At 69.1% G+C, this 25,840-nt stretch carries 23 protein-coding genes; 11 read left to right on the top strand and 12 right to left on the bottom strand.

The annotated features are described in order from the left end of the window. Positions 1-429: 429 nt before the first annotated feature. From rpmH to AMIS_RS40090, 9 genes are all read left to right on the top strand, one after another. On the top strand, positions 430-567 hold the full coding sequence (rpmH, locus tag AMIS_RS40125) for a 50S ribosomal protein L34 (RefSeq protein ID WP_014448226.1): 138 nt from the start codon (positions 430-432) through the stop codon (positions 565-567). Positions 568-606: 39 nt separating this feature from the next. Beyond that, the gene (gene rnpA / locus AMIS_RS40120; protein WP_014448225.1) at positions 607-963 is read left to right on the top strand and encodes a ribonuclease P protein component; all 357 of its coding nucleotides are present in this window, start codon (positions 607-609) and stop codon (positions 961-963) included. Continuing rightward, positions 960-1,217 (top strand): membrane protein insertion efficiency factor YidD, encoded by a 258-nt coding sequence (yidD, locus tag AMIS_RS42185; protein ID WP_014448224.1) that lies wholly within the window; start codon positions 960-962, stop codon positions 1,215-1,217. Before rnpA ends, yidD begins: the two co-directional genes overlap by 4 nt. Before the next feature lies 1 nt (position 1,218). Continuing rightward, positions 1,219-2,238: a membrane protein insertase YidC gene (yidC, locus tag AMIS_RS40115; RefSeq protein WP_014448223.1), complete on the top strand. Its 1,020-nt coding sequence runs from the start codon at positions 1,219-1,221 to the stop codon at positions 2,236-2,238. Positions 2,239-2,340: 102 nt separating this feature from the next. After that, positions 2,341-2,910 carry a Jag family protein gene (locus tag AMIS_RS40110; RefSeq protein WP_014448222.1) on the top strand — a complete coding sequence of 190 codons (570 nt, stop codon included), beginning with the start codon at positions 2,341-2,343 and terminating at the stop codon, positions 2,908-2,910. Between the two features lie 203 nt (positions 2,911-3,113). Beyond that, entirely contained in the window at positions 3,114-3,839 is a 726-nt protein-coding gene (gene rsmG / locus AMIS_RS40105; protein ID WP_014448221.1) for a 16S rRNA (guanine(527)-N(7))-methyltransferase RsmG, read from the top strand. Between the two features lie 459 nt (positions 3,840-4,298). Beyond that, positions 4,299-5,666: a ParA family protein gene (locus AMIS_RS44810; RefSeq protein ID WP_269447700.1), complete on the top strand. Its 1,368-nt coding sequence runs from the start codon at positions 4,299-4,301 to the stop codon at positions 5,664-5,666. After that, a complete protein-coding gene (locus AMIS_RS40095; protein ID WP_014448219.1) occupies positions 5,663-6,784 on the top strand; it encodes a ParB/RepB/Spo0J family partition protein in 1,122 nt (373 codons plus the stop codon). The genes AMIS_RS44810 and AMIS_RS40095 overlap by 4 nt, the downstream gene beginning before the upstream one ends. Before the next feature lie 2,669 nt (positions 6,785-9,453). Next, positions 9,454-10,254 carry a hypothetical protein gene (locus tag AMIS_RS40090; RefSeq protein ID WP_231859446.1) on the top strand — a complete coding sequence of 267 codons (801 nt, stop codon included), beginning with the start codon at positions 9,454-9,456 and terminating at the stop codon, positions 10,252-10,254. Between the two features lie 254 nt (positions 10,255-10,508). Here AMIS_RS40090 and AMIS_RS40085 read toward each other — a convergent pair whose 3' ends face one another. Both AMIS_RS40085 and AMIS_RS40080 read right to left on the bottom strand, forming a co-directional pair. Then, entirely contained in the window at positions 10,509-11,468 is a 960-nt protein-coding gene (locus AMIS_RS40085) for a D-alanine--D-alanine ligase family protein (protein ID WP_231859192.1), read from the bottom strand. Positions 11,469-11,476: 8 nt separating this feature from the next. Further along, entirely contained in the window at positions 11,477-12,787 is a 1,311-nt protein-coding gene (locus AMIS_RS40080; protein WP_014448216.1) for an aminotransferase-like domain-containing protein, read from the bottom strand. Between the two features lie 192 nt (positions 12,788-12,979). On the opposite strand from AMIS_RS40080, the gene AMIS_RS40075 reads away from it, so the two are divergent. After that, positions 12,980-13,639, top strand: coding sequence for a GNAT family N-acetyltransferase (locus AMIS_RS40075; RefSeq protein ID WP_014448215.1), 660 nt, complete (start codon positions 12,980-12,982; stop codon positions 13,637-13,639). 1 nt (position 13,640) lies between these two features. On the opposite strand, the gene AMIS_RS40070 is transcribed toward AMIS_RS40075, so the two are convergent. The 8 genes from AMIS_RS40070 to AMIS_RS40035 all read right to left on the bottom strand — a co-directional run bounded on the left by AMIS_RS40070 (position 13,641) and on the right by AMIS_RS40035 (position 22,631). After that, on the bottom strand, positions 13,641-14,792 hold the full coding sequence (locus tag AMIS_RS40070; RefSeq protein ID WP_014448214.1) for an N-acetylmuramoyl-L-alanine amidase: 1,152 nt from the start codon (positions 14,790-14,792) through the stop codon (positions 13,641-13,643). A gap of 90 nt (positions 14,793-14,882) precedes the next feature. Then, entirely contained in the window at positions 14,883-15,200 is a 318-nt protein-coding gene (gene trxA / locus AMIS_RS40065; protein ID WP_014448213.1) for a thioredoxin, read from the bottom strand. A 16-nt stretch (positions 15,201-15,216) separates the two neighbouring features. After that, the gene (gene trxB, locus AMIS_RS40060) at positions 15,217-16,176 is read right to left on the bottom strand and encodes a thioredoxin-disulfide reductase (RefSeq protein WP_014448212.1); all 960 of its coding nucleotides are present in this window, start codon (positions 16,174-16,176) and stop codon (positions 15,217-15,219) included. Positions 16,177-16,299: 123 nt separating this feature from the next. Beyond that, on the bottom strand, positions 16,300-17,199 hold the full coding sequence (locus AMIS_RS40055) for a hypothetical protein (RefSeq protein WP_014448211.1): 900 nt from the start codon (positions 17,197-17,199) through the stop codon (positions 16,300-16,302). Further along, positions 17,196-17,855 carry an RNA polymerase sigma factor SigM gene (sigM, locus tag AMIS_RS40050; protein WP_014448210.1) on the bottom strand — a complete coding sequence of 220 codons (660 nt, stop codon included), beginning with the start codon at positions 17,853-17,855 and terminating at the stop codon, positions 17,196-17,198. Before sigM ends, AMIS_RS40055 begins: the two co-directional genes overlap by 4 nt. Before the next feature lie 266 nt (positions 17,856-18,121). After that, positions 18,122-19,669, bottom strand: a complete 1,548-nt coding sequence (locus tag AMIS_RS40045) for a protein kinase domain-containing protein (RefSeq protein WP_041831729.1) — start codon at positions 19,667-19,669, stop codon at positions 18,122-18,124. 243 nt (positions 19,670-19,912) lie between these two features. Next, positions 19,913-21,679 carry a murein biosynthesis integral membrane protein MurJ gene (murJ, locus tag AMIS_RS40040; protein WP_051042653.1) on the bottom strand — a complete coding sequence of 589 codons (1,767 nt, stop codon included), beginning with the start codon at positions 21,677-21,679 and terminating at the stop codon, positions 19,913-19,915. Positions 21,680-21,752: 73 nt separating this feature from the next. Continuing rightward, positions 21,753-22,631, bottom strand: a complete 879-nt coding sequence (locus AMIS_RS40035; protein ID WP_172666654.1) for a hypothetical protein — start codon at positions 22,629-22,631, stop codon at positions 21,753-21,755. 102 nt (positions 22,632-22,733) lie between these two features. On the opposite strand from AMIS_RS40035, the gene AMIS_RS40030 reads away from it, so the two are divergent. Then, positions 22,734-24,164: a CCA tRNA nucleotidyltransferase gene (locus tag AMIS_RS40030; RefSeq protein ID WP_014448206.1), complete on the top strand. Its 1,431-nt coding sequence runs from the start codon at positions 22,734-22,736 to the stop codon at positions 24,162-24,164. Here the strand turns inward: AMIS_RS40030 and AMIS_RS40025 are convergent. Beyond that, the gene (locus AMIS_RS40025; protein WP_014448205.1) at positions 24,161-25,276 is read right to left on the bottom strand and encodes a TolB-like translocation protein; all 1,116 of its coding nucleotides are present in this window, start codon (positions 25,274-25,276) and stop codon (positions 24,161-24,163) included. The two genes, AMIS_RS40030 and AMIS_RS40025, sit on opposite strands and share 4 nt — an antisense overlap. Next, positions 25,273-25,782 carry a SigE family RNA polymerase sigma factor gene (locus tag AMIS_RS40020; protein WP_014448204.1) on the bottom strand — a complete coding sequence of 170 codons (510 nt, stop codon included), beginning with the start codon at positions 25,780-25,782 and terminating at the stop codon, positions 25,273-25,275. Before AMIS_RS40020 ends, AMIS_RS40025 begins: the two co-directional genes overlap by 4 nt. Between the last annotated feature and the right edge of the window lie 58 nt (positions 25,783-25,840).

Raw genomic sequence — 25,840 nt, 5'->3', positions numbered from 1 at the left:
ACCTGTGGTGTTGCCAGTGGCCGCTCCCGGCCTTCAGTGGTCGGCAGATTTTCCGGAGCCTGTAGTGGCGCGGGCTGAAAACAGGCTCACCGTGGCGAACGATCCACCTGCTTGTCCGGTTTTGGCCGCCGCTTCGCGGTGTGCGAACGGCCGGTGAGACCAGCAACCGCGCACGCTAACAGCGGTGACAGGTGGACTACAACCGCAGACCGGGCCCGCCCCCGCACGTTTGCAGGAAAAGATTCACTTTGTGCGCGGAAAGACCTGGCAGCTGCTGTCAGGCCCAGCCTGTCGGCGTGCCGACCAAGGATATGGTTGACCCCGAGATGGCCTCTCCGTAGGGTTGGGCGGTTGCTCCGCCGCGTTCTGCTAAAGTGGCGTCTTGCAGCCCGATGCCCCCTGGACGTAGTACGAAGACGGAGTTCTGACGTGAGCAAGCGCACCTACCAGCCGAACAACCGCCGGCGTGCCAAGACCCACGGCTTCCGGCTGCGCATGCGCACCCGTGCCGGTCGCGCCATCCTGTCGGCCCGCCGGACCAAGGGCCGCGACAAGCTGTCGGCCTGATCCGACCGTTTGACGCAGTCCCGAATGCTCAGGTAACCCGTGCTGGCCGCGGCACAGCGACTGCGACGTAGCACGGACTTCGCCGCAGCGATTCGCGGTGGCCGTCGTGCCGGCCGCGGGACCCTGGTCGTTCATCTGCTTATCGAGGAGCCGGCGTTCGCCTCTACGGCGCGCGCCGGCTTCGTCGTGTCCAAAGCAGTGGGCAACGCCGTGACCCGTAACAAGGTCCGCCGACGGCTGCGTCACCTCGTCCGGCCCCTTCTGACTGATCTGCCGGAGGGCGCGGCCCTGGTGGTCCGGGCGTTGCCGCCGGCCGCCGAGGCGTCGTTCGCCACTCTCGCCGCGGACCTGGAGGGGGCGCTCGCGGCAGCCCGCAGACCCCGGCGGCCACGATGAGCGTCGCTGCCCGGCTCCTGACTGCAGCGGTCGTCGCGTACCGTCGATACTTGAGTCCGGCGCTGCCGGCACGCTGTCGGTTCTACCCCTCGTGCAGCGCATACGCCCAGGAGGCTCTGGCGCGACACGGCGCGGTGCGGGGGACGGGCCTGGCGATCTGGCGGCTCCTGCGCTGCCACCCTTTCCACCCTGGCGGGTACGACCCGGTGCCTGAGCGGATCCGTCACCGTCCTGCCGATGTGACTGGAGCTTAGATTGAGTCTCGACTGGATCTACACCGCCATTTCGTGGATCCTTCTGCGCTGGCATGCCCTGTGGGATGCCATCGGCATTCCCGACGACCGAGTGCTCGGCACCAACTGGGCCTGGATCCTGGCGATCGTCTTCCTGGTCGTGACCCTGCGGATCATCCTGTTCCCCGTCTTCGTCAAGCAGATCAAGAGCCAGCGTGCGATGCAGGCGCTGCAGCCGAAGGTCAAGGCTCTGCAGGAGAAGCACAAGGGTGACAAGGAAACGCTCCAGAAAGAAATGATGGAGCTGTACCGGACGGAGAAGGCGAACCCGCTGATGGGTTGCCTTCCGATGTTCCTGCAGATCCCGGTTTTCTTCGCCCTCTTCCACGTGCTTCAGCACCTGGACCCGACGATCTCCGAGAAGTACAAGCTTTTGTACGGCTGGTCGCTGGAGCAGTTCGACAGCGCGGCGAACGCGCACCTCTTCAACGCCCCGATCAGCGCGAAGTTCGGCTCGAGCGCCGCTGAGCTGGCGGCCGTGGGCGCCGACGGCACGACCGTGAAGGTCCTGGCCGGCATCCTGGTTCTGATCATGATGGGGACCACGTTCCTCACCAGCCGTCAGATGATCCTCAAGACCGGCTGGGCCGAGGACCCGCAGCAGAAGATGATCCAGCGGCTGATGCTCTACGGCATCCCGTTCTCGCTGCTCATCTCCGGGTCGCTGTTCCCCATCGGTGTGGTCATCTACTGGGTGACGAACAACCTGTTCACCCTGGCGCAGCAGCAGTGGGTGCTCCGGAAGTTCCCGCCGGTCCAGATGAACAAGAACGCGTCGACGGCTCGCCCGGCGTCCTCCGGCGCCCGCTCCACCGGCAACAGCCCGGTGCAGCCCGCCCGTACCGGTGGGCTGTTCGGCCGCAAGGCCGCCCCGGAGCCGGTCAGCCCGGTCGTCGACACCAAGGCCCTCGCCCCGAAGCCCGGCGCCAAACCGGTGAATCCGAAGAAGGGCAGCCGACCGGCGAACAAACCCAAGGGATGATCGCAGCTCGGGCCCGGGTTCTCCGGGTCCGAGCGCTCCCCTTGATCTCGCCACAGACCTCCCCGCTCAGCGGGAAATATCGGACACAACGGAGATGAGACCGTGACCGACACCAGCACTCCCCCTTCCGCCGAGTCGGCCGAGGCCTCGGCCGCGCCGACGGCCACCGAGGAGGCTTCGGAGGCCAAGAAGTCGGAGAGCGTCGCCTCGGACAGCGACCTGTTCCGTCAGAGCGAGATCGCTGCGGACTACGTCGAGGGTCTGCTGGACATCCTCGACTACGACGGTGACATCGACGAGCTGGTCTCGGCCGGCCGGCCGATGGTCGAGGTGGTCGGTGGCCGGCTGCAGCCGCTCGTCGGCCAGCGCGGCGCCACGCTCGAAGCCCTGCAGGAGCTGACCCGTCTGGCGATCTTCCGGGCGACCGGATCGCCGAGCCGGCTGCTGCTCGACATCGGCGGCTACCGCGCGGCTCGCCGCAAGGAGCTCGCCGCCGTCGCCCGCAACGCCGTCGAGAAGGTGAAGGAGCACGGCGACCCGGTGCGCCTGGAGGCGATGTCGGCCTTCGAGCGCAAGTGCGTGCACGACGTGGTCAACGCGATCCCGGGCGTGCAGAGCGAGTCCGAGGGTGTCGAGCCCAACCGCCGCATCGTGGTGCGCGCGGCGGACTGATCGTGACGGACCCACGCCACGGCGCGGGTGACTTCGGCCCGGGCCTTGAATCGCCCGGGCCGTCGTCGTTCCCGGCCTCGAATGTCACCGCTCCCTCCCCCGGGGGTGTCTCCTCGCCTGGGGGTGTCTCCTCGTCTGGGGATGCGCCTTCGCCCCTGGATGCGCCCTCGCCTTCGGATGACGCCTCGTCCTTGGAGGTCGTTGTGCCGCCGGCTCAGTTCGCTGAGGCGGCTGCTGCGGTCTTCGGTGATCGTCTCGCGTTGGCGGGGCGTTATGCCGAGCTGCTCGCCACCGAGGGGGTGATCCGGGGTCTGATCGGGCCTCGGGAGACGCCCCGGCTCTGGGAGCGTCATCTCATCAACTGCGGCGTTATGTCGCAGATAATCCCGTCCGGCGCTTCGGTCGTGGACGTCGGCTCTGGTGCCGGTTTGCCCGGTATCGTGCTGGCAGTGGCACGGCCGGATCTCGTCATCACGCTTGTCGAGCCACTGGCCCGGCGCACCGCGTTCCTCGACGAGGTGGTCGATCTTCTCGATCTGGACAACGTCACGGTGATTCGCGGCCGCGCGGAAGAGGTCGTCGGCCGGGTCGAAGCCGACATCGTCACGGCGCGTGCCGTGGCGGCGCTCGACAAGCTGGCCGGGTGGTGCCTGCCGCTCGCCGCGGTGGGCGGACGGTTGCTGGCGTTGAAGGGCGCCTCGGCGGCTGAAGAGGTTGCCGAGCACGAGGCGGCGTTGTCCGCGCTGGGCGGCGGCGAGGTGACGGTCAGGTTCTGCGGTGAGGGGCTGATCGACCCGCCGGCGACGGTGGTGGATGTGGTCAAGGAACGTCAGGTGGTTGCGGCTCGGGGTTCCGGGAACCGGGATGCGCGGGGATCTCGCGGCGGGGAGTCGCGCGGTGATGGGCGAAGGAAGGCTCGGAGGCGGTAGATGGGCAAGCGGGGTGCACGGAAGCGAGCCGTTCGGAAGTCGCGCCCCGCACAGTCCCGTTCCGTCGAGCGCTGTCCGCCGGGGACGGAGGAGACCCACCCGTACGGTGAGCCTCTGACCGGAACTGAATGGAGCGCCGGGCCGCGGGTCGTGTCTGGTTTTCTGATTTGGCCTGCGGTGGACGGTGTGCTCCGGGAATCGGCGGGACCGTCCTCCGGAGCGGTTGTTGATTTGGTTCAGGGCGCCGTGTCCGGGTGGGCGGGCCGCGTGAGCGGTGATCTGAGGGGCCTGAGCGGGACTGTGGCGCCCGAAGTCATGGCCTTGGCCCGCACGGTGGGTGCTGATACTTTTCGGGCTCAGGATGATCCTGGGGGCGGTGGGACCGGGTCGGTGCGATTGTGGGAGGCCGTCCCCCGTACAGGATCGGATTTGAAGCCTGCGTTGCAGCGAGCTGGAGGCTTGTTGCGACTCGTGCCGGGGGCGATGGTCTTCCGGGAAGGCTCCACGCAAGGTTCTTTGGCCGGCGCAGCGACGACTTTGTGCTCGATTCATCAGACTTCGGACCATGGCAACACCTGCCCGGCCCCCGTAGGCTGGCTGGGCGTCGATAGTGTGGACCGGATTTCTGTTGCCGGGGCCCACGTTCTGCCGGCCAACCCGTTCCTAGCCAACAGGGATGAAGCGGTGCATGAGTACGGTGTTTCACGTGAAACCGAGTCGCCTCTCGACAGGCCGTCGGGAGTGAGCGTGGGCGGACCGCACGCTGGCGACCAAAGCGTTCCGCTGCCTCGGGCAGGGGGATATGGCCCACCTGGGCAGTACGGATATGGCATTTCGACCGCTCCCGGGGCGGTAGTGCCGCCGAGTGCGGCCGCGCCACCGCCCGGTGCGCCGATTCCAGGTGTCCCCGTTCCGTCGGACGAGCATGTTTCACGTGAAACGCCGGGCGGGGTTGAGGACGATCCGCCCCTCGCCATGGAAGCGTTGCGAGCTGTGCAGATCCTCAACCCGAGCGGCGAGATCGTCATGCCGCGCCCGGACCACCCGAGGGTGATTTGCGTCGCCAACCAGAAGGGCGGCGTTGGGAAGACGACCACGACGGTGAACCTGGCGGTGGCTCTCGCCCTCCATGGCAACCGCGTCCTGGTGGTGGACCTCGACCCGCAGGGCAACGCCTCCACCGGTCTCAACGTGCCGCACCACGCGGGCGTGCCGGACGTCTACGACTGTCTGATCGACAACGTGCCGCTGGCCGAGGTCGCGCAGGGCGTCGAGGGCATTCCGAACCTGTTCTGTGTCCCGGCCACGATCGACCTCGCCGGTGCGGAGATCGAGCTCGTCTCGGTGGTGGCCCGTGAATCCCGGCTTGCCCGGGCGATCGCCGGGCACCCGGAGAAGTTCGACTACGTCTTCATCGACTGCCCGCCGTCGCTGGGCCTTCTCACGGTCAACGCCCTGTGTGCCGCACAGGAGGTGCTGATCCCGATTCAGTGCGAGTACTACGCGCTGGAGGGCCTCAACCAGCTGATCAACAACATCAACCTGGTACGGCAGCACCTGAACCCGACGCTCGATGTGTCGACGATTCTCCTGACGATGTACGACCGCCGTACCCGGCTGGCCGACGCCGTTGAGCAGGACGTCCGCAACCACTTTGGGGCGAAGGTTCTGAACGCTGTCATTCCCCGAAACGTGCGAGTCTCGGAGGCTCCCAGCTACGGCCAGTCGGTGATGACCTACGATCCGGGATCACGGGGTGCGACCAGCTATTTCGAAGCCGCCCTGGAGATCGCTATGCGTGGGGTCAACACGGGAGGCACGGCATGAAGAACCGTCCGCGGGGTGGCCTGGGTCGCGGCCTGGGTGCGTTAATCCCCACGGCGCCTGCTGCTGAACCTGCGGCAGCGCCCGTCTCGACTGAGGCGGCGGTTCCTGAGTCGGCGGCCACTGCGGTTATCACCGCGGTTCCGCCGGCCTCGGCTGCTCCGGGGTCGGCGTCTGCCCCGGCTTCGGGCTCGTCGACCTCCGGTCCGGCGGCTTCCGGGTCGTCGGTGTCTGCGCCGGTTTCTGCGCCGCCGGCCCTGGCGGAGAACGAGTTGGCGCCCGTACCTGGCGCCCGGTTCGCCGAACTGCCGGTCGGCGCGATCGAGCCGAACGCCAAGCAGCCGCGGCACGTGTTCGATGAGGAAGCCCTGGAGGAGCTCAAAACCTCCATCCAGGAGGTCGGCTTCCTGCAGCCGATCGTGGTCCGTGACATCGGCGACGGCCGATACGAATTGGTCATGGGTGAGCGGCGGTGGCGTGCCGCCCAGGCTGTCGGCAAGGACACGATCCCCGCGATCGTCCGCGACACGCCTGACGACGCGATGCTTCGTGACGCTCTCCTGGAGAACATTCACCGGGCGAACCTGAACCCTCTTGAAGAGGCGGCCGCATATCAGCAGCTGCTTGAGGAATTCGGTGCCACGCACGAGGAGCTGGCCCGCCGGATCGGGCGCAGCCGCCCGCAGATCTCGAACACCATAAGGCTGATGAATCTGCCGGCGCCGGTGCAACGGCGGGTGGCTGCCGGGGTGCTGTCGGCGGGGCATGCCCGGGCGCTGCTCGGACTCGACGACAGTGAGGCCCAGGAGAAGCTCGCTCTGCGGATCGTTGCTGAAGGGCTTTCCGTGCGGGCCACCGAGGAGCTCGTTCAACTTGCGGTCGCGGAAGGACCGGTCAAGAAGGCGGCGCCGCCCCGGCGGGCGAAGGTCCACGCGCCGGCGCTGAACGATCTGGCGGAACGGTTGTCGGATCGCTTCGATACGCGGGTCAAGGTTGATATCGGTCGTAACAAAGGGAAGATCACGATCGAGTTCGCCACGGTGGACGACCTTGAGCGGATAGTGGGCATGATCGGTGTGGAGGAAGAGGGCGCGCGGGGGGATGGCGCGGGCTCGGAGTAGTCGGGTTTGGTTCTAGGGTTGTCGTTCGGCGCGTTCCGTTTTGGGGACGCGCCGATGTGTTTTTCGGGGGTTGGGCAGTTCTGTCAGAACGATTCTCCTGAGGTTTTGACGGCGGGATGCGGGGCGGATTCGGCCGTTGCGGATCGCGTGGACTATCGGTGATTGCCCGGTTTGGTCGTGATTGATCTCCGGGAGAGATAGGTGCGGTCGCAGCGGCGGCGGCGCGGGGCCCTTGGCTCGCTCCTCACGCTAATGGCTGCGGTAGTTGGGTTGGCAGACTCAGGCCGGTGTCGCGGTGTCGCGGTGTCGCGGTGTCGCGGTGTCGCGGTGTCGCGGTGTCGCGGTGTCGCGGTGTCGCGGTGTCGCGGTGTCGCGGTGTCGCGGTGTCGCGGTGTGCTGATCACGAGCGGCGTTGTGGGGAGTCGCGATGCGTCGGCACGTCCGGCATGACGTTTCAACGCCGTTCGGTGCCTTTCGTTGAGCTCAAGGGGTGTCCGCGACAGGTGGACCGCATCCTTCGATTACCGATGCTCTGGGCCCCGCATTGGAGGATTCTGTGGTTTGGCAGTCGACGTGTGGGGTCCGTCAGTCAGTCAGCCAGCCAGGCAGCCGGGCGGTCGTAGAAGGCACATTCCGGGCTTGAGGGTCTGACGACCCTGATTCGGGGCGGACGCATCCGCTAGTCGCGTTTCACGTGAAACGAGTGCTGACGCTCCGGAGCGGCCCTAAACTCTGGCCCGGTACCTCCTCCGGCCCAGCGTACCCTCGGCCCAACCCCGCCCTGGGCGAGTGTCGGCCACGGACCTACGTCGCCTCAGCCCAGCGCCGAGCCGCCTGCCCGGTCTGCCGTTGCAGGGTTGCCGTAACGCGTCTTGCCGCGCCGGGCCCGCGTACCGAGTTCTGTGCCGGGCCCGCGTGCCGAATCCTGTCTGCCGGGCCGTGCCATGCCGTCTGCCGTGTCACGCCGTGCCGAGCCAAGGACAGCAGTGCCCGAGCGGCGCTGGGCAGGCCGGGCCGGGCACTCAGTGCTGGGCAGGCCTGCGTTGGGCGGGCCGACGGGGTTGGGCGAGGGCTAGGCCTGTGCCGGGCCGGAGCGGGCGCGATGCTTGGGCCGTCTGAGGAGCGATCGATCGCAACGCGCGGCGACAGGGCCGAAGCAGCGGGCAGTTCCGTCCGGGAGTAATGGCGCTCGAGGATTAGGTATAGGGCCGCCAGAACTTCGCCGTGTGGGCTTCGGCCGAACAATGCGAACAAGTCTTAAGCCAGCGAACTCCGAGCAGCTGCGTGGAGAACCGTCGGTGTGAGGGGCGGGTGGATCTCCAGCCGGGTGATCGTGTTCTGTCTCGCGGGTCCTCAGGGGTGTGTTCATTGCTCAGGTGGATCATCACGCTGGACAGTTGCCGGATCTGCCTAACTCCGGCCGCTACCTGTAGGGCGCGCTCCGGCGGATCCGGGAGGCGGGAAGCAGCCCGTATAGGCACCGGACCGGCGGGCACGGTTTCACGTGAAACGCTGAGGCGGCGACGTAACGAGCCCCAGACGGATACATACCCAGAGCAACCCAATCGAGAGAGCTCTCGGGCGTTGCTTACGCCAGCCCTGCGGAGCCTGCGAGCCGCCGCGCCAAAGTTCGTCGGGTGTGGCTACGGGCGGGCCATCGCGGTGAGGCACCTTGCGGCCAGGCCGTTGGGCAGAGGATCTAGCTATGCTGCGCCCCGGCCTGATGCTCCGTTGGGTTGAGGAGGGTACGCGGTTGCGTGCTGAGGCGTTTCACGTGAAACAGGGCGGCCCGCCGCCACCGCCGTCGCGACCTCTCGCCACCGCCGTCGCCACCGCCCCTTTCTGTCGCAGCCGGAGCGGAGCGCTGCTGCCGGGACGTGGTCGGCGTTTGAACTTCACAGTGCCGCACAGCTTGCGTGCGGATGTCCCTCGGAAGGGCAACGAGGCAACCCGAGCCGGCCTTCCGGAGATCCGCTGGGCGATGCGGTGTGGCTTATAGGCCGCGCATCGGAGTCAGCCCCTCGTGGCGCGCGGCCCGTGCGCTCGACTGTGTGCCGGCATCCGGATCGAGCGCAGCGCCGCGAGGTTCACAGCCGCCATTCGTCTGTGTCGTGCGCCAGCGCCTGCCTTCTCCGTCCATGACGAATCCCCGGGAAGTAGCTCCAAGCTGCTCGCCCCGGTTTCACGTGAAACACGTCTCCCACCTGTGGGCGTCCGCCTAACGGTGGATCTTCGCCCCAGCCAACCATCGCGATACGACTCGAAATCCGCTCGGCTTCCACCCTCCGTAGCCGTCCATCGCAGCGAAAGATTTGCCTCCGCTCCCATGTGCCAACGCCACTATCCACAGCCTGTGTGTGAAGCATGTTGAGGGCACGGCCCCTCCGGTTTCACGTGAAACGCTGCCGATGTCCTGGGCTTCATCCACCGCTCTATCCACAGGGGCCACAAGCGTTCTACGTCGTGTTTCACGTGAAACGCGGCTGCCTGTGGATAACTTCTGTGGATAACTTTGGGATGGATGTGCGTAGAGCGCCGACGTCACGGCTGTCGAAGTGCCAACCCTGCTCGGGTGGGTGTAAAGGGGTCCCTCCGTCGTGCGAAATTGACCCAGGACAGCCCCTCCTGAGCTGGGCTAAGGTCACGTCGTGTCCGAGAACACTGCTCCTCTGCCAGACTTCACACGTTGGCCCTCGTTCCCCTTCGAGGGGGACATGCGAGTCAAGAAGCTTGCGCCGCCTGTGGATGTGGAACCTCCGCGCAGTGGCGAGGACGCCTCCGAGTGTGTGTCGTGCAGCACGCACGACGACGCGTACATCTGGGTGAGCGAACGCTGGCGGGTTCGCGCGATGGACCGGCCGACTGGGCTGCCGATGGTCCTGATCCTGGAGTGCCGGTCGCACCTGGATCTCGGTGATCTGCCGAACCTGCTGGCGGCCGAGCTGGGTGTCATGACGGTTCGGCTGGAGCGCGCGATCCGCTCGCTGGACGGTGTCGCTCGGGTGCACGTCAACCGATGGGGTGACGGTTCCGCGCATCTGCACATGTGGTTCCTCGCGAGGCCCTATGGCCGGCTGCAGCTTCGTGGCACGTTCCTGTCGCTCTGGGACGACATCCTGCCGGTCATCCCCGAGGCGCAGTGGCGTGAAAACCTCGCCCTCGTCGCGGCCTGGCTCGCCGACTTCGGCGGGAAGGCGAACGCGGAGCCGGCCCACATCGCGTGGGAGTCGCCTTCGACGTTGACGGTCCCCATCCCGACAGCGACGGCAGCGGCGGAGAAGGAGCAGGCAACCGACGACAGTCCGAGACCTCAAACCCTGGGGGACGTTCAGGCCGCGTCGGCGGCGGCCGAGGCGGAGGTACGGGCAACGGAGGCGACTCCAGGCAACCCGCGGTCGACTCCCGCCCAGAGGCAGCCTTCGGACGAACTGGCAGCGGAACCCGCCGACACCGAGAGCCGATCAGCCTGACCGCGAAACCCGAACACGGCGAAGCTGGGGAAATCAGCCGACCCAGGAGCGGCGCGCCCGGCGCCGGCGGCAGGGCAACGGCGTCATGCCGGCGGGATGGCAAGCGGCAGAGCAACGACGCCACCGGCGCCGGCGGGAAGGTAAGCGGCAGAGCAACGGCGCCACCGGCGCCGGCGGGAAGGCGAACGACTGAGCCCGGGAACGACGAAGGCCCAGCGTCGACCACGACGCTGGGCCTTCCACGTAACCCCCACTCAGGAAGAGCGCGAAACCGCCTGCCCCACCAACGAACTCAACAGCTCCCCGAGATCCACCCCAGCGGCCTGCACCGCCAGCGGCAGCAGCGACGTCTCCGTCATCCCCGGGGACACGTTGCACCCCAGAACCATCGGCTCCCCGTCCGCCCCCACGATCACGTCGATGCGGGACAGGTCACGCAGACCCAGAGCCTTGTACGCCGCCACCGCCACCTGCGTGATCCGGTCAGCGACAGCGGGCGACAGCCGAGCCGGCACGTGCCACGTCGTCAGACCGGCGGTGTACCGGGCGGCGTAGTCGTACACCCCGTCACGCGGGACGATCTCGACGATTGGCAGCGGTTCCGGGCCGGCGCCGCGGTCGACGATGGACACCGCCACGTTGGTGCCCGTCACGTACTGCTCGACGAGCGCCGTCGAGTCGTACGCGAAGCAGCCCACCATCGCCGCCGGAAGGTCGGCGGCGTCGCGCACCACCGCGGCGCCGAGGCCGGAGCCGCCCTGTGCCGGCTTCACCATGAGCGGCAGACCGAGCCGGTCGACGATGCGGTCGAGGACCGCGACGGCACCGAGTTCGGAGAACCGATCGTGCGGAAGGGCCACCCAGTCGGGGGTGGGGATCCCGGCTTCCCGCAGCATCGACTTGGCGGACGGCTTGTCCCAGGCGAGCCGGGCCGTCCGGGCGTCGGCGCCGACATAGGGAATCCCGCACAGGTCGAGAACGCCCCGCAGCGAGCCGTCCTCACCGGTTGCGCCGTGCAGCGCGATGAACGCGGCGTCCGGGGGGTCGGCCTGCAACGCCGGCAGCAGGGAGACGTCGGCGTCGTGCAGTTCGGCGGTCAGGCCGGCGGAGCGCAGAGCGTCCAGAACCCGGCGACCGGATCGCAGGGACACGTCCCGTTCGTAGGAGAGCCCACCGGCCAGCACCAGAATCCGTAACTCGTCACGCGTACCCATAGCAGTGATCATGCCAACTCGTGGCCGGGGGTGTCGGCAGCGGCCGGACCACGACGGCGCTGGGACCCCAGGGCGGCGGATCCGCCGAAGACGGCACGCATCTCCAGTTCCTTCTCCATCACGCCGGACAGGCGCCGCACGCCCTCACGAAGCCGCTCCGGCGACGAGAACGAGAAGTTGAGCCGCATGTTGCTCCGGCCGGTCCCGTCGGCGTAGAAGCCGGTTCCGGGCACATATGCCACGCGGGCGGCGATGGCCCGCGGCATCATCGCTTTCGAGTCGAGGCCCTCGGGCAGGGTGGCCCAGACGAAGAGGCCGCCGGCCGGGCGGGTCCACGTGGTGCCTTCCGGCATCAGGTCGTCGAGGGCGTCGAGGAGGGTGTCGCGGCGCTCGCGGTAGATCTCGCGGTAGACCTTGATCTGCTGCTGCCACGGCATCGTCGTCAGGTACTGCGTGACGGCGCCCTGCGCGAACGCACTCGGGCAGAGCACGTTGGCCTCGCTCATCATGACGAGTTTCTCCCGGACGGCGTGCGGCGCGAGGATCCAGCCGACCCGCAGGCCGGGCGCGAACGTCTTGGAGAAGGTGCTGACGTAGAAGACGCCATCCCGGCGACGGGCACGCAACGGGCGCGGGGCGTCGCTTTCGAAGGACAACATCCCGTACGGGTCGTCCTCGATCACCAGCAGACCGGCCCGCTCGCAGATGTCGAGCACCTGCTCGCGTCGCTCCTCGGAGAGGGTCACGCCGGCCGGGTTCTGGAAGGTGGGGATCGTGTAGAGGAACTTGGCGCGACGGCCGGCGGCGGCGGTCGCGGCGATCGCCTCCTCCAGTGCTGCCGGGATCAGGCCCTCGGCATCCATTGCCACGTGCTGCACCTGTGCCTGGGCGGCCTGGAAGACGCCGAGTGCGCCGACGTATGTCGGCCCCTCGGCGAGCACCACGTCGCCCGGGTCGAGGAAGAGACGGGCCAGGAGGTCGAGGGCCTGCTGTCCGCCGACCGTGACCACCACGTCGTCGGGGGACGCGCCGGTGATGCCGGACAGGCTCATCACCTCGCAGATGCGCTCCCGCAGCTCGATGGTGCCCTGCCCGATGCCGTACTGAAGGCTGCTGGCGCCCTGCTCCGCGCCGAGACGGTTGAGCATCTCGCCGACCGCGTCCAGGGGGAGGGCAGCGATGTACGGCGAGCCACCGGCCAGCGACACCACCTCCGGGCGGCTGGTGACGGCGAACAGTGCGCGGATCTCGGATGTGGTCATCCCGCGGACCCGTCGCGCGTACCGATCGGTGTAATCGTCCTGAGTTGTGCCGGTCATGCGGCTCTCACCTCGTTGAATCGGTGGTCGAGACGTCATCGATACTAAACGGGGAAACCACCGTCAGCTCTGCCGTCCCATTCAGCCGTTGCCCGACCTGGTCCCGTTCATGGTGATTCCGGCGTAGGATTCGGCGGGGGGCGCGGGCTGGCGTTTCCGATTTGTCCCGCCTCTGCACAGGGGGGTTCGCGAATGTCGCGGCGCCTGGTCAACCTCACCCTCGACACCCTCGAGGACCTGCCCCGGCCCTGTCGGCAGTGCGTTTATTGGGAGCTCGATCCGGTCTCCGCCGAGCGTGCCCATGCCACCGGCGACCCCGGTCTGGAAAAAGAGGCCTGGGTCTCGCAGACCCTCCTCGAATGGGGCTCCTGCGGAAAGCTGGCATATGTGGACGGCATGCCGGCCGGCTTCGTGATGTATGCCCCGCCCGCATACGTGCCCCGCTCGATGGCATTCCCCACGTCACCGGTGAGCGCCGACGCCGCCCTGCTCACCACGGCGAAGGTGGTGCCCGCGTTCGCCGGTGGCGGCCTGGGCCGGATGCTGGTGCAGGGTGTCGCCCGCGACCTGACGAAACGCGGGATCAAGGCGATCGAGGCGTTCGGCGACGCGAAAGCCGGTGAGGCCGACGAGGAGCGCGAGGGCGTCTGCGTCGCGCCCGTCGACTTCTTCCTGTCGGTGGGCTTCAAGACGGTCCGCCCGCATTTCCGTTACCCGCGTCTGCGGCTGGAGCTGCGGACGGCCCTGTCCTGGAAGTCCGACGTGGAGTACGCGCTGGAGAAACTGCTCGGCTCGATGAGCCCGGAGAAGCTGCTGCGGCCGATGCCGGCCACCAGCAGCCTGGAGAACTAGTTCAGCTCCGGTCGGCCAGCGCGAGCCGCAGCTGGCGCACGTCGATCGAGCCGGTCGGCACGTCCCGCTCCACCGGGAAGTACATCCGCTGCACGGCGGCGAGCAGCGCCTCGACGATCTGCTCCCGGAACATCGGGTCGATCAGGCGCTCCCGGTCCCGCGGGGAGGTCAGGTAACCGAGATCCACCCGTACCGTGGGCATGCGGGTCAGCCGCAGCAGGTCCCAGGTCTTCGCGTGGGTGCGGCAGTCGTGCATCCCGGTGCGCACCACGATCTCGCGCTGCACCAGGTTGGCCAGCCGCTCGCCGACCGTGGAGCTCAGACCGTTCCCGGTGCCGTAGTGGTACGTCGCGACGCCCTCGGCGGAGGCTGAGGAGTGCCCGTCGAGGTGCAGCGAGATCAGCAGGTCGGCGCCGAGGCTGTTGGCGAGCGCGGCCCGCTCGGAGCCGCTCATCGGCGCGGCCGGCGACGGGCCGCGGGTCAGGTGCACGCGCATGCCGGCCGCGGCGAGCCGACCCTCCAGACGGGACGCCAGGTCGAAGACGAGGTCCGCCTCGTTCCACCGGAGCGGGCCGTCGGGCACCAGCACGCCGGTGTCGTCGCCACCGCCGTGACCCGGGTCGATCACGATGGTCTTGCCGACCAGGTTCGGGCCGGACTGGCGGAACGCCTCGGCCTCGCGCAGCCACTGCGGACGGCCACCGACGACCTTGCGGCCGAGCCGCTGCAACGCCTTCATGGTCTGCGGGCCGCAGGAGCCGTCCGGGGAGAGGCCGACCTCGCGCTGGAACTGCGCCACCGCACGGGCGGTGCGGGCGCCGTAGATCGCGTCCGGGCGGCCGGTGTCGTACCCCATCTCCAGCAGACGCTCCTGGAGGGCCCGCACGTCCTCACCGACGAGCGCGTCGGGCACGGAGTGGAACAGCGCCCGGGAGCCGAGCCGCCAGCGGGCCGCGTCGAGGGCGCCCCACGTCTCGTCGCCGACCATGCCGTCGATGCCGAGCCCACGGCCCTGCTGGAACGCGCGGACCGCGTCCTCCAGCGCCTCGTCGAAGACGTCCGGTTCAGCGCCTTCGAGCAACTCCAGACCGACCAGGATCGACCTGATCTCGGAAACGGCCGGGCCGGTGTCACCGCGTCGGATGGACCGCACTCAGAACTCCCTAGGGGGCGGGGGGAAGAACGACCGGAAGAAGCGTACGCCCCGCGTCCCAGAACGGACGCGGGGCGCAGAGGCGAAACGTCAGAGAGCCGACTCGATGAAGTTGACCAGGAAGCTCTTCGGCTTCGCACCGGCCACCGAGTTGACCCGCTCGCCACCCTTGAAGATGGTCAGCGTCGGCACCGACATCACCTGGTACTGCATGGCGATCTGCGGGTTCTCGTCGATGTTGACCTTGACGATCTCCACCTGCGAGCCCAGCTCCGAGTCGGCGATCTCGGCCAGCAGCGGGTCGACCTTCTTGCACGGCACACACCACTCGGCCCAGAAGTCGACAAGCACCGGCTTGTCGGACTGCAGCACGTCGGCGGCGAATGTCTGTTCGGTGACGACCTTCACAGGGACCCTCCCGGTCTTACAGCTCTACGAATGAAGCGATGAAGCGCTCGGCGTCCAGCGCCGCGGCACAGCCCGTGCCGGACGCGGTGATGGCCTGCCGGTACGTGTGGTCGACCAGGTCACCGGCGGCGAACACGCCGGCGACGTTGGTCCGGGTGCTCGGCGACTGGACCTTCACATAGCCCTCGTCGTCCAGCTCGACCTGACCCTTGAAGAGCTCGCTGCGCGGGTCGTGGCCGATCGCCACGAAGACGCCGGTGACGTCGAGAACCTTGGTCTCACCGGTCTGTACGTTGCGGATCCGGGCGCCGCTGACCTTGCCGTCGGCGCCGAGGATCTCCTCGACCACCGAATTCCACTCGACCTTGATCTTCTCGTTGTCGAGGGCGCGCTTCTGCATGACCTTGCTGGCCCGGAAGGTGTCACGCCGGTGCACGATGGTCACGGTCTCGGCGAAGCGGGTGAGGAAGGTCGCCTCCTCCATCGCGGAGTCACCGCCGCCGACCACCACGATGTGCTGATTGCGGAAGAAGAAGCCGTCACAGGTGGCACACGACGAGACGCCGCGGCCGAGCAGTTCCTGCTCGCCGGGAACACCGATCGGACGCCACGCGGAACCGGTCGCCAGGATCACGGCGCGAGCGAAGTACTCCTTCTCGCCGACCCAGACGGTCTTGAGGCCCTCGGTGCCGGGCTCGGTCGGACGGTCGCCCAGCTCGACGCGGGTGACGTCGTCGGTGATGAACTCGGCGCCGAACTTCTCGGCCTGCGCGCGCATGTTGTCCATGAGCTCGGGGCCCATGATGCCGTCGCGGTGACCCGGGAAGTTCTCCACCTCGGTGGTGGTCATCAGCGCGCCGCCGGACTGCACGCCCTCGATCACCAGCGGTTTGAGGTTCGCGCGGGCCGCATAGAGCGCCGCGGTGTAGCCGGACGGCCCCGAACCGATGATGATCAGATTGCGGACCTCGTCCACTGCCGACTCCTCAGTCTGTTTTTCGCCGCACAGAACGGCGGCGACACTGCACGCTAGAACGTCATGCTAGGCATCCGCCATTCCCCGGGCGCGGCCCGTGTCGGACCTCACCGGGGATTCGGATCAGCGTACCGGCACTTTCTGCAGCGCGTCCGCGTCACCACCGGGTGCGCCGCAGTCCGCGCCGACCGCCCAGGCCCATCCGCCGTTGACCGCCGTGAATCGCACGACGAGGGCCGGCACACCGGTGTAGCTGGCGTAGTCGACCGAGCTCACGCTGAGCTCCCCACCGGCGTTCTCCCGGGTGATCGCCTCCAGGCAGTCGGCGAGCACGCCGGGATCGAGAAGCCGGTCGAGCGCGCTTCTCGGCGTGCTGAACGCGTCAGTTTTCGTGCTGGCCTCGCCGGGCTGCGCAGCCTCGCTCCCACCGGCGCCCACCGGTGGCCGGCCCAGCGTCGCCGCGTCGTAGTCGAACCCGCTCCGCAGGATCTCGGGCGCCATCGCGATCATCGGCACCGAACCGTCGGCCGAGCTCTCCGCCGCCCCCGAGTCCGACGCGTCGTTGCCGGACAGCCGGCTCAGCCCGAACCCGGCGAAGATCACCACACCGGCGGCCACCGAGATGGGCGCGGCCCAGCGCACGCGCCGTCGTGGCCGGGCTGCGGCGGCGCGCTCACGCTTCGCCTCGGCAAGATCAACAACCTTTGTGGGTACGGGATTGACGCCCTCCCCAACCGCATCCGACTCCGTCACCGTGGAATCCGGGACAGCGCCCGGCGCCGGGACGAACAACGAGTCCAGCCGGGCGGCGAGATCGCCCGGCATCGGCTCGGCGGGCAGGTCACGCAGCGTCGTGCCGACGGTCGCCATGCCCGGGGCGAGGCGCTGATAGGCCTCCCGCCACACCGGGTCCTCGGCGACCAGAGCGCCGATCCGCTCGTCGTCGGGCGTGCCGATCAGAGCGCCGCCGATGTAGTCGGCCAGCAGATCGAGGTCGACCCCGTCGAACCCGGCGCCCGTCACGGCTGATCCCTCCGATCGTGTCCGGCCGGCAGGGGAGTGACCGACCCGGACCCGGATGGGACGTTTCCACCGGCCGCCCGGTTCCCCTCACCCCGCAGGAACCCCAGGGCGACAGCCATTCTGGCGCGGCCCCGAGCGCACCGGCTCTTGATCGTGCCCTCCGCCACACCGAGCATCTCGGCTGCCTCGGACACCGGGTAGCCCTGCACGTCGACCAGCACGATCGCGGCCCGCTGCTCGGCCGGAAGCGCAGCCAGCGCGTCGCGGACCACGAGCGCGGTGTCGTGGTCGGCGGCCGGCGCGGCGGGTTCCGGTGCGGACGGACGGTCGTCACCGCGACTGCCGTCGGGCAGCGGGACCGTCGGATGGGCCTGACGCCGCCGCAGACGGTCCAGGCACGCGTTCACCACGATCCGGTGCAGCCACGTCGTCACGGCCGAGTCGCCGCGGAACCGGGCCGCGTTGCGATGCGCGTTCAGCAGAGCGTCCTGCAGCGCGTCGGCGGCCTCCTCGCGGTCGCCGACCGTCCGCACGGCAACCGCCCAGAGCCGGTCCCGATGGCGGCGGACGATCTCGGCGAAGGCGTCCGGATCACCCGCGACATGCGCACGGATCAGATCGGCGTCACCCGGTGCGGTTCCGCCCGCACCGGTCACACCGTCTGGTGAGCCCGCGAAAGTCACGCCCGCAATCTATGCCATGAAGGCCACTAGACCACATTTGACGCCTCGGTCGAGACGTTTCCGTAGTGGGTTCGGCCACTTACGGTTATGCCAAGAATGTGTATTGCCCTCACGTCTGGCATCGACCGTCCAGCCTTGTGCGGGCGCTCCGGCTTCACGATCTACGCCTGATCCACGGTGAAGGACGAGGGCCGAATCCGGAAGGATTCGGCCCTCGTCTGCGTCCTGGCGGGGATGGATCAGTACCCGTACAACTCGATCTCGTTGACCTTGACCTCGTAGCCGGCGCCGTCCTCGTTCTTCGGCAGCTCGGTGAGGAAGACCAGCACGTACTGGTATTTCTGGTCGGGCTCGAAGCCGGAGAAGAGCCAGTTCGTGCCGGTGCTCTTCTCGGAGTCGTCGTCCGCGACCTTCTTGTACTCCTTGAGGAGTTTCTTGTCGCCGTTCGACGTGTCGCCCGGGTCGTTCGTCCCGTAGCGCACGTCCATGGTGACGCCGGGCGCGGAGGTCGAGACCCGCACCTCGGCGAGGGCCCGGGGGGTGCCCAGGTTGATCAGGACGCCCATGCCCTCTTTGCGGTTGCCGAAGTTCGGCCGGGTGTACGTGGCCAGGTCCCAGGCGGTCTCCCGATCGCCGTCGACGACGTAGGCGGCCTCACCCGTGTCGTCCCGGTCGCCGGGCGGCGGGTCCACGATGCGGACCTGGTCGGCGGTGAGCGCGATCTTCTTCGGCTCCGTGGTCGGCGTCTCCCCGCCGGCCGGCGTCTCCGGGTTCTGGCCGGCGCCGGCGGTGACCGGCGGGTTGGCCCCGGTTTCCGGGTCGCTGGAGTCGTTGATCGCGCGGATGCCGAAGACCAGGCCGATGATCGCGATCAGGACGAGCGCGCCGACGCCGAGCAGGATTTTCGGCGTGCTCTTGATCGGCTCGGCGGACGACGACGAGCTCTGCACGAAGCGCAGCGGGCCGACATCCTCGTACTCCTCGTCCTCGGACGCGGCGTCGAGGCGGCCCAGCTCGGCGGTGAGCGCGTCGGCGGCCGGAGCGGCGACCCGCCGGTCCAGCAGGTCCATGGTCAGATCGTCCAGGTATGCCGGGACGCCCGCGCGGACCTGCCGCGGCGCCGCCGGATTGCCGGAGCTGTCGCGGTTCGCATCGGGCAGGGCGGACCGGCCGACCTCGGCGTGCGGCCAGTGGCCGGTGAGCGCGAAGTAGAGAAGGCCACCCACCGAGCGGATGTCGGACTCGACGCTGTCGGCCGAGTCGGCCCGGGCGTCGGCGAGCACGACGCGGCCGTCGTCGGCGATCAGGGTGGTGCCGGGGTGCACGTTGCCGTGGACCATGCCGGTGGCGTGGACCGCGGTCAGCGCGTCGGCCACCGCGTGCGCGATGGCGATGGCGCGAGCCGGGTCCAGCGGGCCCTCGGCGGCGACCAGGTCGCGCAGCGACTCGCCGTCGACCCACTCGCGGACCACGTAGGCCCGGGACTGCTCGTCGATCGCGTCGTAGACGCCGACCAGATTGGGGTGGATCACCCGGCTCGCGGCGACCGCGGCCTGCAGCATCTCGGTGGCGGAGGCGCCACCGGGGTGTCGCAGGACGACGGCGACCGGACGCCGGAGGATCACGTCGATGCCGCGCCAGACCTGCCGGCCCGCACTGTCGTTGTTGACGTGCTGCTCAAGCTGGTAACGCTCGGCAAGAATCTCACCGGCGGTGGGCGCACCGAAGGTCAAGACCGGTCCGGCCTCGTCGGCCGCGGTCTCGTGGCCTTCGCCGACCTGGGTCACCAGTCCTCCCTCGGTGGTGCATGCCTCGTGTTGCATGACTCGGCGCTCCAGGCGCCGGTAATTCATGACTGAGTGCTCAGGCCGACGTGCTCCCGCGCACATGCCGACACCGACCATACCCGTACAGGGCCAGGGTCGGGCAGGTCGTCCCCCCGGCGCGGCATCGCCAACTACGCCCTCGAACCGGGATATTCAGGGCGGGGGCGTCTCAGAAAGCCCTGTTCAGGACGTCCACCCTCACGATCAGCGACCGAGTTTCCGGCGGACCATCCCGACGACCTGGCTGACCTCGGAGACGCGCAGGGCCAGGGCCGCTCCCAGGTAGGCGACGAGAATCACCGCGCCCCCGGCGATCAGCTGCACCAGCGCCTCGACCCGGCCGTCCGGCTCGCCGGACCCCGGCAGCAGGCTCACCACCAGCACACCGAGCGCGGCGGCGACCGCGGCGGCGACCGCCACCTTGATCAGTGACACCGCGACCGAGCCGAGGTTCAGCCGGCCGATCCGGCGCCGCAGCACGGCCAGCGAGATCACCGCGGAGATCACGTACGAGACGGCGTTCGCGGCGGTCATGCCGGCCGCCGAGAGCGACTCGCTGAGCACGGCGGCGAGCAGGAAGTACGCGCCGATCCGGACCGCCACCACCGGCAGGTTGATCAGCGCGACGGTCTTGTTGCCCTGCAGGGAGTAGAAGGCATAGGTGCAGAGGTAGCTGATCGACAGCGGCAGCACCGCGAACGCCGACACGGTCAGCACGGTGCCGGTGTCCAAGGCCGCGTCGTTGGTGTAGTTGCCGCCCTGGAAGAGGAAGACCGAGATCGGCGCGCCGAGCACGCCGTAGACCACCGCGATCGGGGCGAGCGCCGCGCTGACCAGCTTGATGCCGCGGGTCAGGTCGGCGCTGACCTCGGCGTACCGGCCGTCGGCCGCGGCGGCGCTCATCTTCGGCAGCAGCGCGGTCATCACCGACACGCCGATGATGCCGTGCGCCATCATGGTCAGCAGGTAGACGTTGTTGAAGGCGAGCACGCTGGCGCTGCCCTTGCCGGCCACCTCGTTCAGGATGCGCACCACGACGAAGACGGCGACCTGGTTCGCCGCGACGTAACAGAGCATCCAGCCGGCCAGGCTGCCGATCTCCCGCAGGCCGAGCGCGCGCGGGTCCCACCGGAATTTCCACCGGAAACCCACCTTGCGCAGGGCCGGCAGCAGCCCGGCGGCCTGCACCACCATGCCGAGCAGCGTGCCGCCGCCGATCAGCAGGATCTGGGCCGGGGTGACCGTCTCCGGCGTGAGCTTGCCGTCGGAGCTGAACGCGGCGAGGAAGACGCCGCAGGTCGCGATCACCACGATGTTGTTCAGGATCGGCGCCCACATCGGGGCGGCGAAGTGGCCGCGCACGTTCAGCACCGCGCCGATCAGCGCGGACAGACCGGTGAAGAAGATGATCGGCAGGATCAGGTACGCGAAGTTGGTGACCAGGTTCTTGTATTCGTCGGTGTTCCCGTCACTGGCCTGGATCGCCGTGATGACCGGCGCGGCGATCACCACGAGCACCGTGGCGATTCCGAGCGTGGCGACCGCGAAGGTGAGCAGCTTCTGGGTGAACTCCTGGCCGCCGTCCGGGTCCGCCTTGCGCCGGCGGACCAGCAGCGGGATCAGCACGCTGGAGAGGATGCCGCCGAGCAGCAGCTCGTAGATCTGGCCGGGGAGGAACTGAGCGCTGGTGTACGCGTCACCGACACCCGAACCGAGCGCCATGCCGATCAGCGCGTTCCGGACGAAGCCGATGATCCGGCTGACCAGGCTGCCGATCGCCATGATCGCGCTCTGTCCGGTGGTGCCGCCGTCACCCGAGGCGGTGCCCGGGGCCGGTGGCACCTTCTCCGGGGGAAGCGCCTGATCTCCGCCGGGGATCTGGTCGTCCACCGAGATCACGGTGACGCCGTCCTCCGCCGGCGGCTCCCGATCCGGCGTCGCGTGCGTGCTCCGGTAGAGACCGCCGTTCACCCGAGCCTCCTCCTCCACGCGTGGCGAATATTCTCCACACGTGCCGATATTGAAGTCACGATAGAGGCTGCGGTCACACGTGGTGACGCAGGAGGGTGCCGGGCTCGGCCCCGGCCAGCGTCTCCACCATCCAGCACGCTTCGAGGGGCGCCAGCGGCTCACTCAGCGCATCCAGAACCGTGGGGTGGTCGCAGCCCGCCTCGGTCAGCGCGCCGAGCAGGGCCGGGACCAGGGACAGGTCCGCGGCGTCGACGATCCGGCGGGCCAAGGGGCGGGTCTGTGCGTACCACTCCTGCTCGGGCAGACGGCGCAGGCGGGCACCCGATCGGCGTACCAGATCGAAAAGGTCCTCGTGCGGGAAGCGACTCCCGGCACGCACCTGGAGTGTCGCCCAGGCCGGGGCGCTCAGGGCCGCGACAGCGGCCTCGTCGAGCACCTGGGGCGAGAGAGCCGGCGGCGCGGGCCACCAGCGGTCGTCGGTGAAGAGCGGAAGCGGGGCCTGCTCGGGCCCGCACGCGACGGCGGCCGGCACCTCGCGGCGCAGCGACCGGTACGCCGCCTCGCGCACCGCGGCGATCGTCGCCAGGTCGTCGTCGGCTGTCGCCGGGGCGAACGGCGACAGCAGGGCCACCACCAGACCCGGATGGGGCAGCAGCGGATCGTCCAGGGCGATCACCCGGGCGAAGGACTCCAGCTCCCACCAGTGCAGCGATGCCGGGAAGGGACCGGTGGCCGGCGCCCAGCCCAGCTGGACCGGCTCGCTCGACGCCGGCCGGCGCAGACCGAGCGTCCGCTCGCCGGACGGGAGCTCGATCTCCAGCACCAGCGCATAGCCGTCGACCACGGGAAACGACACGCGGAGCAGGGGCGGGAGGTCATCGGTGTCGCTGATCTGTCCCGTCCAGAACCCGGGGTCCTGAGTCAGGGGAAGCAGCGCCTCGGGAACGGGCACCACGCCATCCTGCCCGGCGACTCTTCCATCCGCCACAGCAACGATCCGACCGCCCCACCCCCTGCCCTTCATCGGACCAAAGACAGATAACCTGGTCATCCCATGTCTGTTCTCAACTCCGCCCAGCAGAAAGCGGTAGCCGAGCTGCTCCGCGTGTCCCCCCTCGCCGACGAGCTCGGTCACCGGTTCGCCGCCGCGGGCCACGAGCTGCACCTCGTCGGCGGCTCGGTGCGCGACGCGTTGCTCGGCACCCTCGGCGACGACCTCGACTTCTGCACCGACGCGCGGCCGGAGCAGACGCTCGCCGTCGTGCAGGGCTGGGCGGACGCGATCTGGGAGACCGGCCGGGAGTTCGGCACGATCGGCATCCAGAAGAACGGTCTGCGGATTGAGATCACCACGTTCCGGGCCGAGGCCTACGACGGGGTGACCCGCAATCCGGTGGTCTCCTACGGGACGTCGCTGCTGGACGACCTGTCCCGGCGCGACTTCACGATCAACGCGATGGCCGTTTCGGTGCCGGGACACGAGTTCACCGACCCGTTCGGGGGCCTGCGCGACCTCTCCGCGAAGCTGATCCGGACGCCGGCCGCGCCGCAGATCTCGTTCGGTGACGATCCACTTCGGATGCTGCGGGCCGCCCGGTTCGCGGCGAAGCTGCGGTTCACTGTGGACGAGCCGGTGATCGCGGCGATGCGGGACATGGCGGCGGACCTGGACCGGATCACCGCGGAACGGATCCGGGACGAGTTCACCAAGCTGATGATCGCCGCCGACCCGATCAGCGGCCTGCGCCTGCTCGTCGACACCGGCCTGGCCGACCGCTTCCTCCCGGAGATCTCCGGACTCAAGCTGGAGATCGACGAGCACGCCCAGCACAAGGACGTCTACGAGCACACGCTGATCGTGGTGATGAACGCGATGCGGCTGGAGGGCGACGGCGGCCCCGACTTCGTGCTCCGGATGGCCGCGCTGATGCACGACGTCGGCAAGCCGGCCACCAAGGCCGTCGGCCGGGACGGCCGGGTCAGCTTCCACCACCACGAGGTGGTCGGCGCCCGGCTCACCAAGCAGCGCATGAAGGCGATGAAATACCCCAAGGACGTGACCTCCGAGGTGGTCGGTCTGGTCGCCCTTCACCTGCGTTTCTATGGGTACGGCCGGGGCGAGTGGACGGATTCGGCGGTGCGCCGCTACGTCACCGACGCCGGACCACTGCTCTCCCGGCTGCACAAGCTCACCCGGTCGGACGTCACCACGCGCAACCGTCGCAAGGCCGCTCAGCTGGCCGCCGACTACGACGCGCTGGAGGACCGGATCGCCCGGATCGCGGCCGAGGAGGACCTGGCCAAGGTCCGCCCCGACCTGGACGGCAACGCGATCATGGAGTTGCTCGGCGTCCCGCCGGGTCCGATCGTCGGCCAGGCGTGGCGCTTCCTGAAGGAGCTCCGCCTCGACCGGGGGCCGCTGGATCGCGACGAGGCCGAGGCGGAGCTGTTCAAGTGGGCCCGCGAGCAGGGGCACATCTCCTAGGGCAGGCCCGCCTCGAGTGTCAGGTTCCGGAAGACCGCGGGCAGGGCGGCCTCCTCCAGCACCCGGCCCTGCCCGTCGTAGAGCATCACGAACTCGTCGTCGATCGTCAGGATCCGGCCGTCGGGCAGGAACATGCCGTCCGAGCCGGCCAGTTCGGCGATCGGCGAGCCGTCGGCGGTGCTGGTCAGCGTGATCGATCCGCCGTCGAGAGGCTGGGTGAGCACCAGACGCTCGTCCGGTGACCAGCCACGGGTGCCGATCGGCCGCGCCGTCAGCGGCAGGCTCCGCGACAGTTTGCCGGTCGTGGCCGAGTAGATGAGCAGCACCTGCATCCGGTCCGGCTCGGCCTCGGAGCGCGGCAGATCCTCCCGTCGCGGAACGGCGATCTCCGTGCCGTTCGGCAGCCAGGAGTAGGAGCAGTAGTCCGGGCAGCCGGAGACGTCCTGACTCGCCGGCTCCGTCCCGCCGGCCAGGCTGACGATCTGGAAGCCGGCCAGGGTGGGTATGAGCAGCCGCGAGCCGTCCGGCGACCACTGTGGCTCGTCGCCGACCGGCCGGTAGGGGATCCGGCGCCGCACCTCGCCCCGAGCGGTCACGATGTTGACCTGTTTCTCGGCGTCCGTGCCGCCGGAGACCGCGAACAGCCCGCGCGGTCCGGGGACCACGTCGCGATAGTCGTCGACCAATTGTTCGTAGTGCCCGGTCGCCGGGTCGAGCAGCACGTGGTAGGTGTCACCCTCGGTGAGCTCGCCCGGTGTCACCTCGACGTTCTCGGTGCGGCTCATCGCGGTGAGCACCGCGCCGCCGAGAAGCTTGTAGGGCTTTCGCGCCTCCAGAGCGGCGAGTGTGCGGGTCGTCGGGGACGGCGCCGGCGAAGGTGACTGGCTCACGATCGTGGCCGGCGCCGGTGCCGTCGTGTCCTTGCGCAGCACGGTGTAGGGCGTCACGGTGACCGCGACGAGCGCCACCGCGAGGGCACTGTAGGTGGCGTGCCGGCGGCGGCGGATGCGGCGGCCACGGGAGCGGGCGACCGCCGCGAGGTCGTGCGGCGGCGGCGCGTCGTCGGCGAGGTCGAGAACGGCGTCGCGCAGGTTGTCCTCCAGGTTCCTCATCGGGATGCCTCCAGCGGGGTCACGCGTCCGACCAGATCACGGAGCTTGGCGAGGGCCCGGGACGCCTGGCTGACCACGGTTCCCGGCCGGCAGCCGAGCGCCTCGGCGGTCTCCTCGACGGACCGGTCCTCCAGGTAGCGCATCACCAGCACGGCGCGCTGGCGGGCGGGCAGCGACAGCAGCGCCTCGCGCAGCGCGAGACGCTCGGCGACGTCGTCGTCGTGCCGGGCGGCGGACATGCGTTCCGGCACGTCCGCGACGGACACCTCGTTGCGGTTGCCGGCTTTGCGCCAGGCCGAGACCCGGTCGTTGTACAAGATCTTGCGGACGTACGCCTCCGCGTCCCCGTGTATTCGCGGCCAGTGCGAGTACGCCTTCGCCAGCGCTCCCTGCACCAGGTCCTGCGCGGCTTCCCGATCCCCTGTCATAGCGTGCGCGATCCGGAGCAACGCCTGCCCTCGTTCCGCGACGAACGCGGTGAACTCGTCTTCGAGCGGCTGCTTCACCGGTCACCTCCACCGGGTCAGACGCGCGGTCGATCGGAAAGCTTGCATGGCCTCCCGC

The organism is Actinoplanes missouriensis 431 (assembly GCF_000284295.1).
GTDB classification, from domain to species: Bacteria; Actinomycetota; Actinomycetes; order Mycobacteriales; family Micromonosporaceae; genus Actinoplanes; species Actinoplanes missouriensis.
The sequence above is the reverse complement of the archived record's forward strand: the minus strand, read 5'-3'. Positions and strand labels throughout refer to the sequence as shown.

Excerpts from the sequence above, each read along its gene's own strand:
- yidD (WP_014448224.1), top strand. The coding sequence starts at position 960 with ATGAGCGTCGCTGCCCGGCTCCTGACTGCAGCGGTCGTCGCGTACCGT.
- AMIS_RS40095 (WP_014448219.1), top strand. The coding sequence starts at position 5,663 with ATGAAGAACCGTCCGCGGGGTGGCCTGGGTCGCGGCCTGGGTGCGTTA.
- AMIS_RS40085 (WP_231859192.1), bottom strand. The coding sequence starts at position 11,468 with ATGGGTACGCGTGACGAGTTACGGATTCTGGTGCTGGCCGGTGGGCTC.
- AMIS_RS40080 (WP_014448216.1), bottom strand. The coding sequence starts at position 12,787 with ATGACCGGCACAACTCAGGACGATTACACCGATCGGTACGCGCGACGG.
- AMIS_RS40075 (WP_014448215.1), top strand. The coding sequence starts at position 12,980 with ATGTCGCGGCGCCTGGTCAACCTCACCCTCGACACCCTCGAGGACCTG.
- AMIS_RS40030 (WP_014448206.1), top strand. The coding sequence starts at position 22,734 with ATGTCTGTTCTCAACTCCGCCCAGCAGAAAGCGGTAGCCGAGCTGCTC.
- AMIS_RS40025 (WP_014448205.1), bottom strand. The coding sequence starts at position 25,276 with ATGAGGAACCTGGAGGACAACCTGCGCGACGCCGTTCTCGACCTCGCC.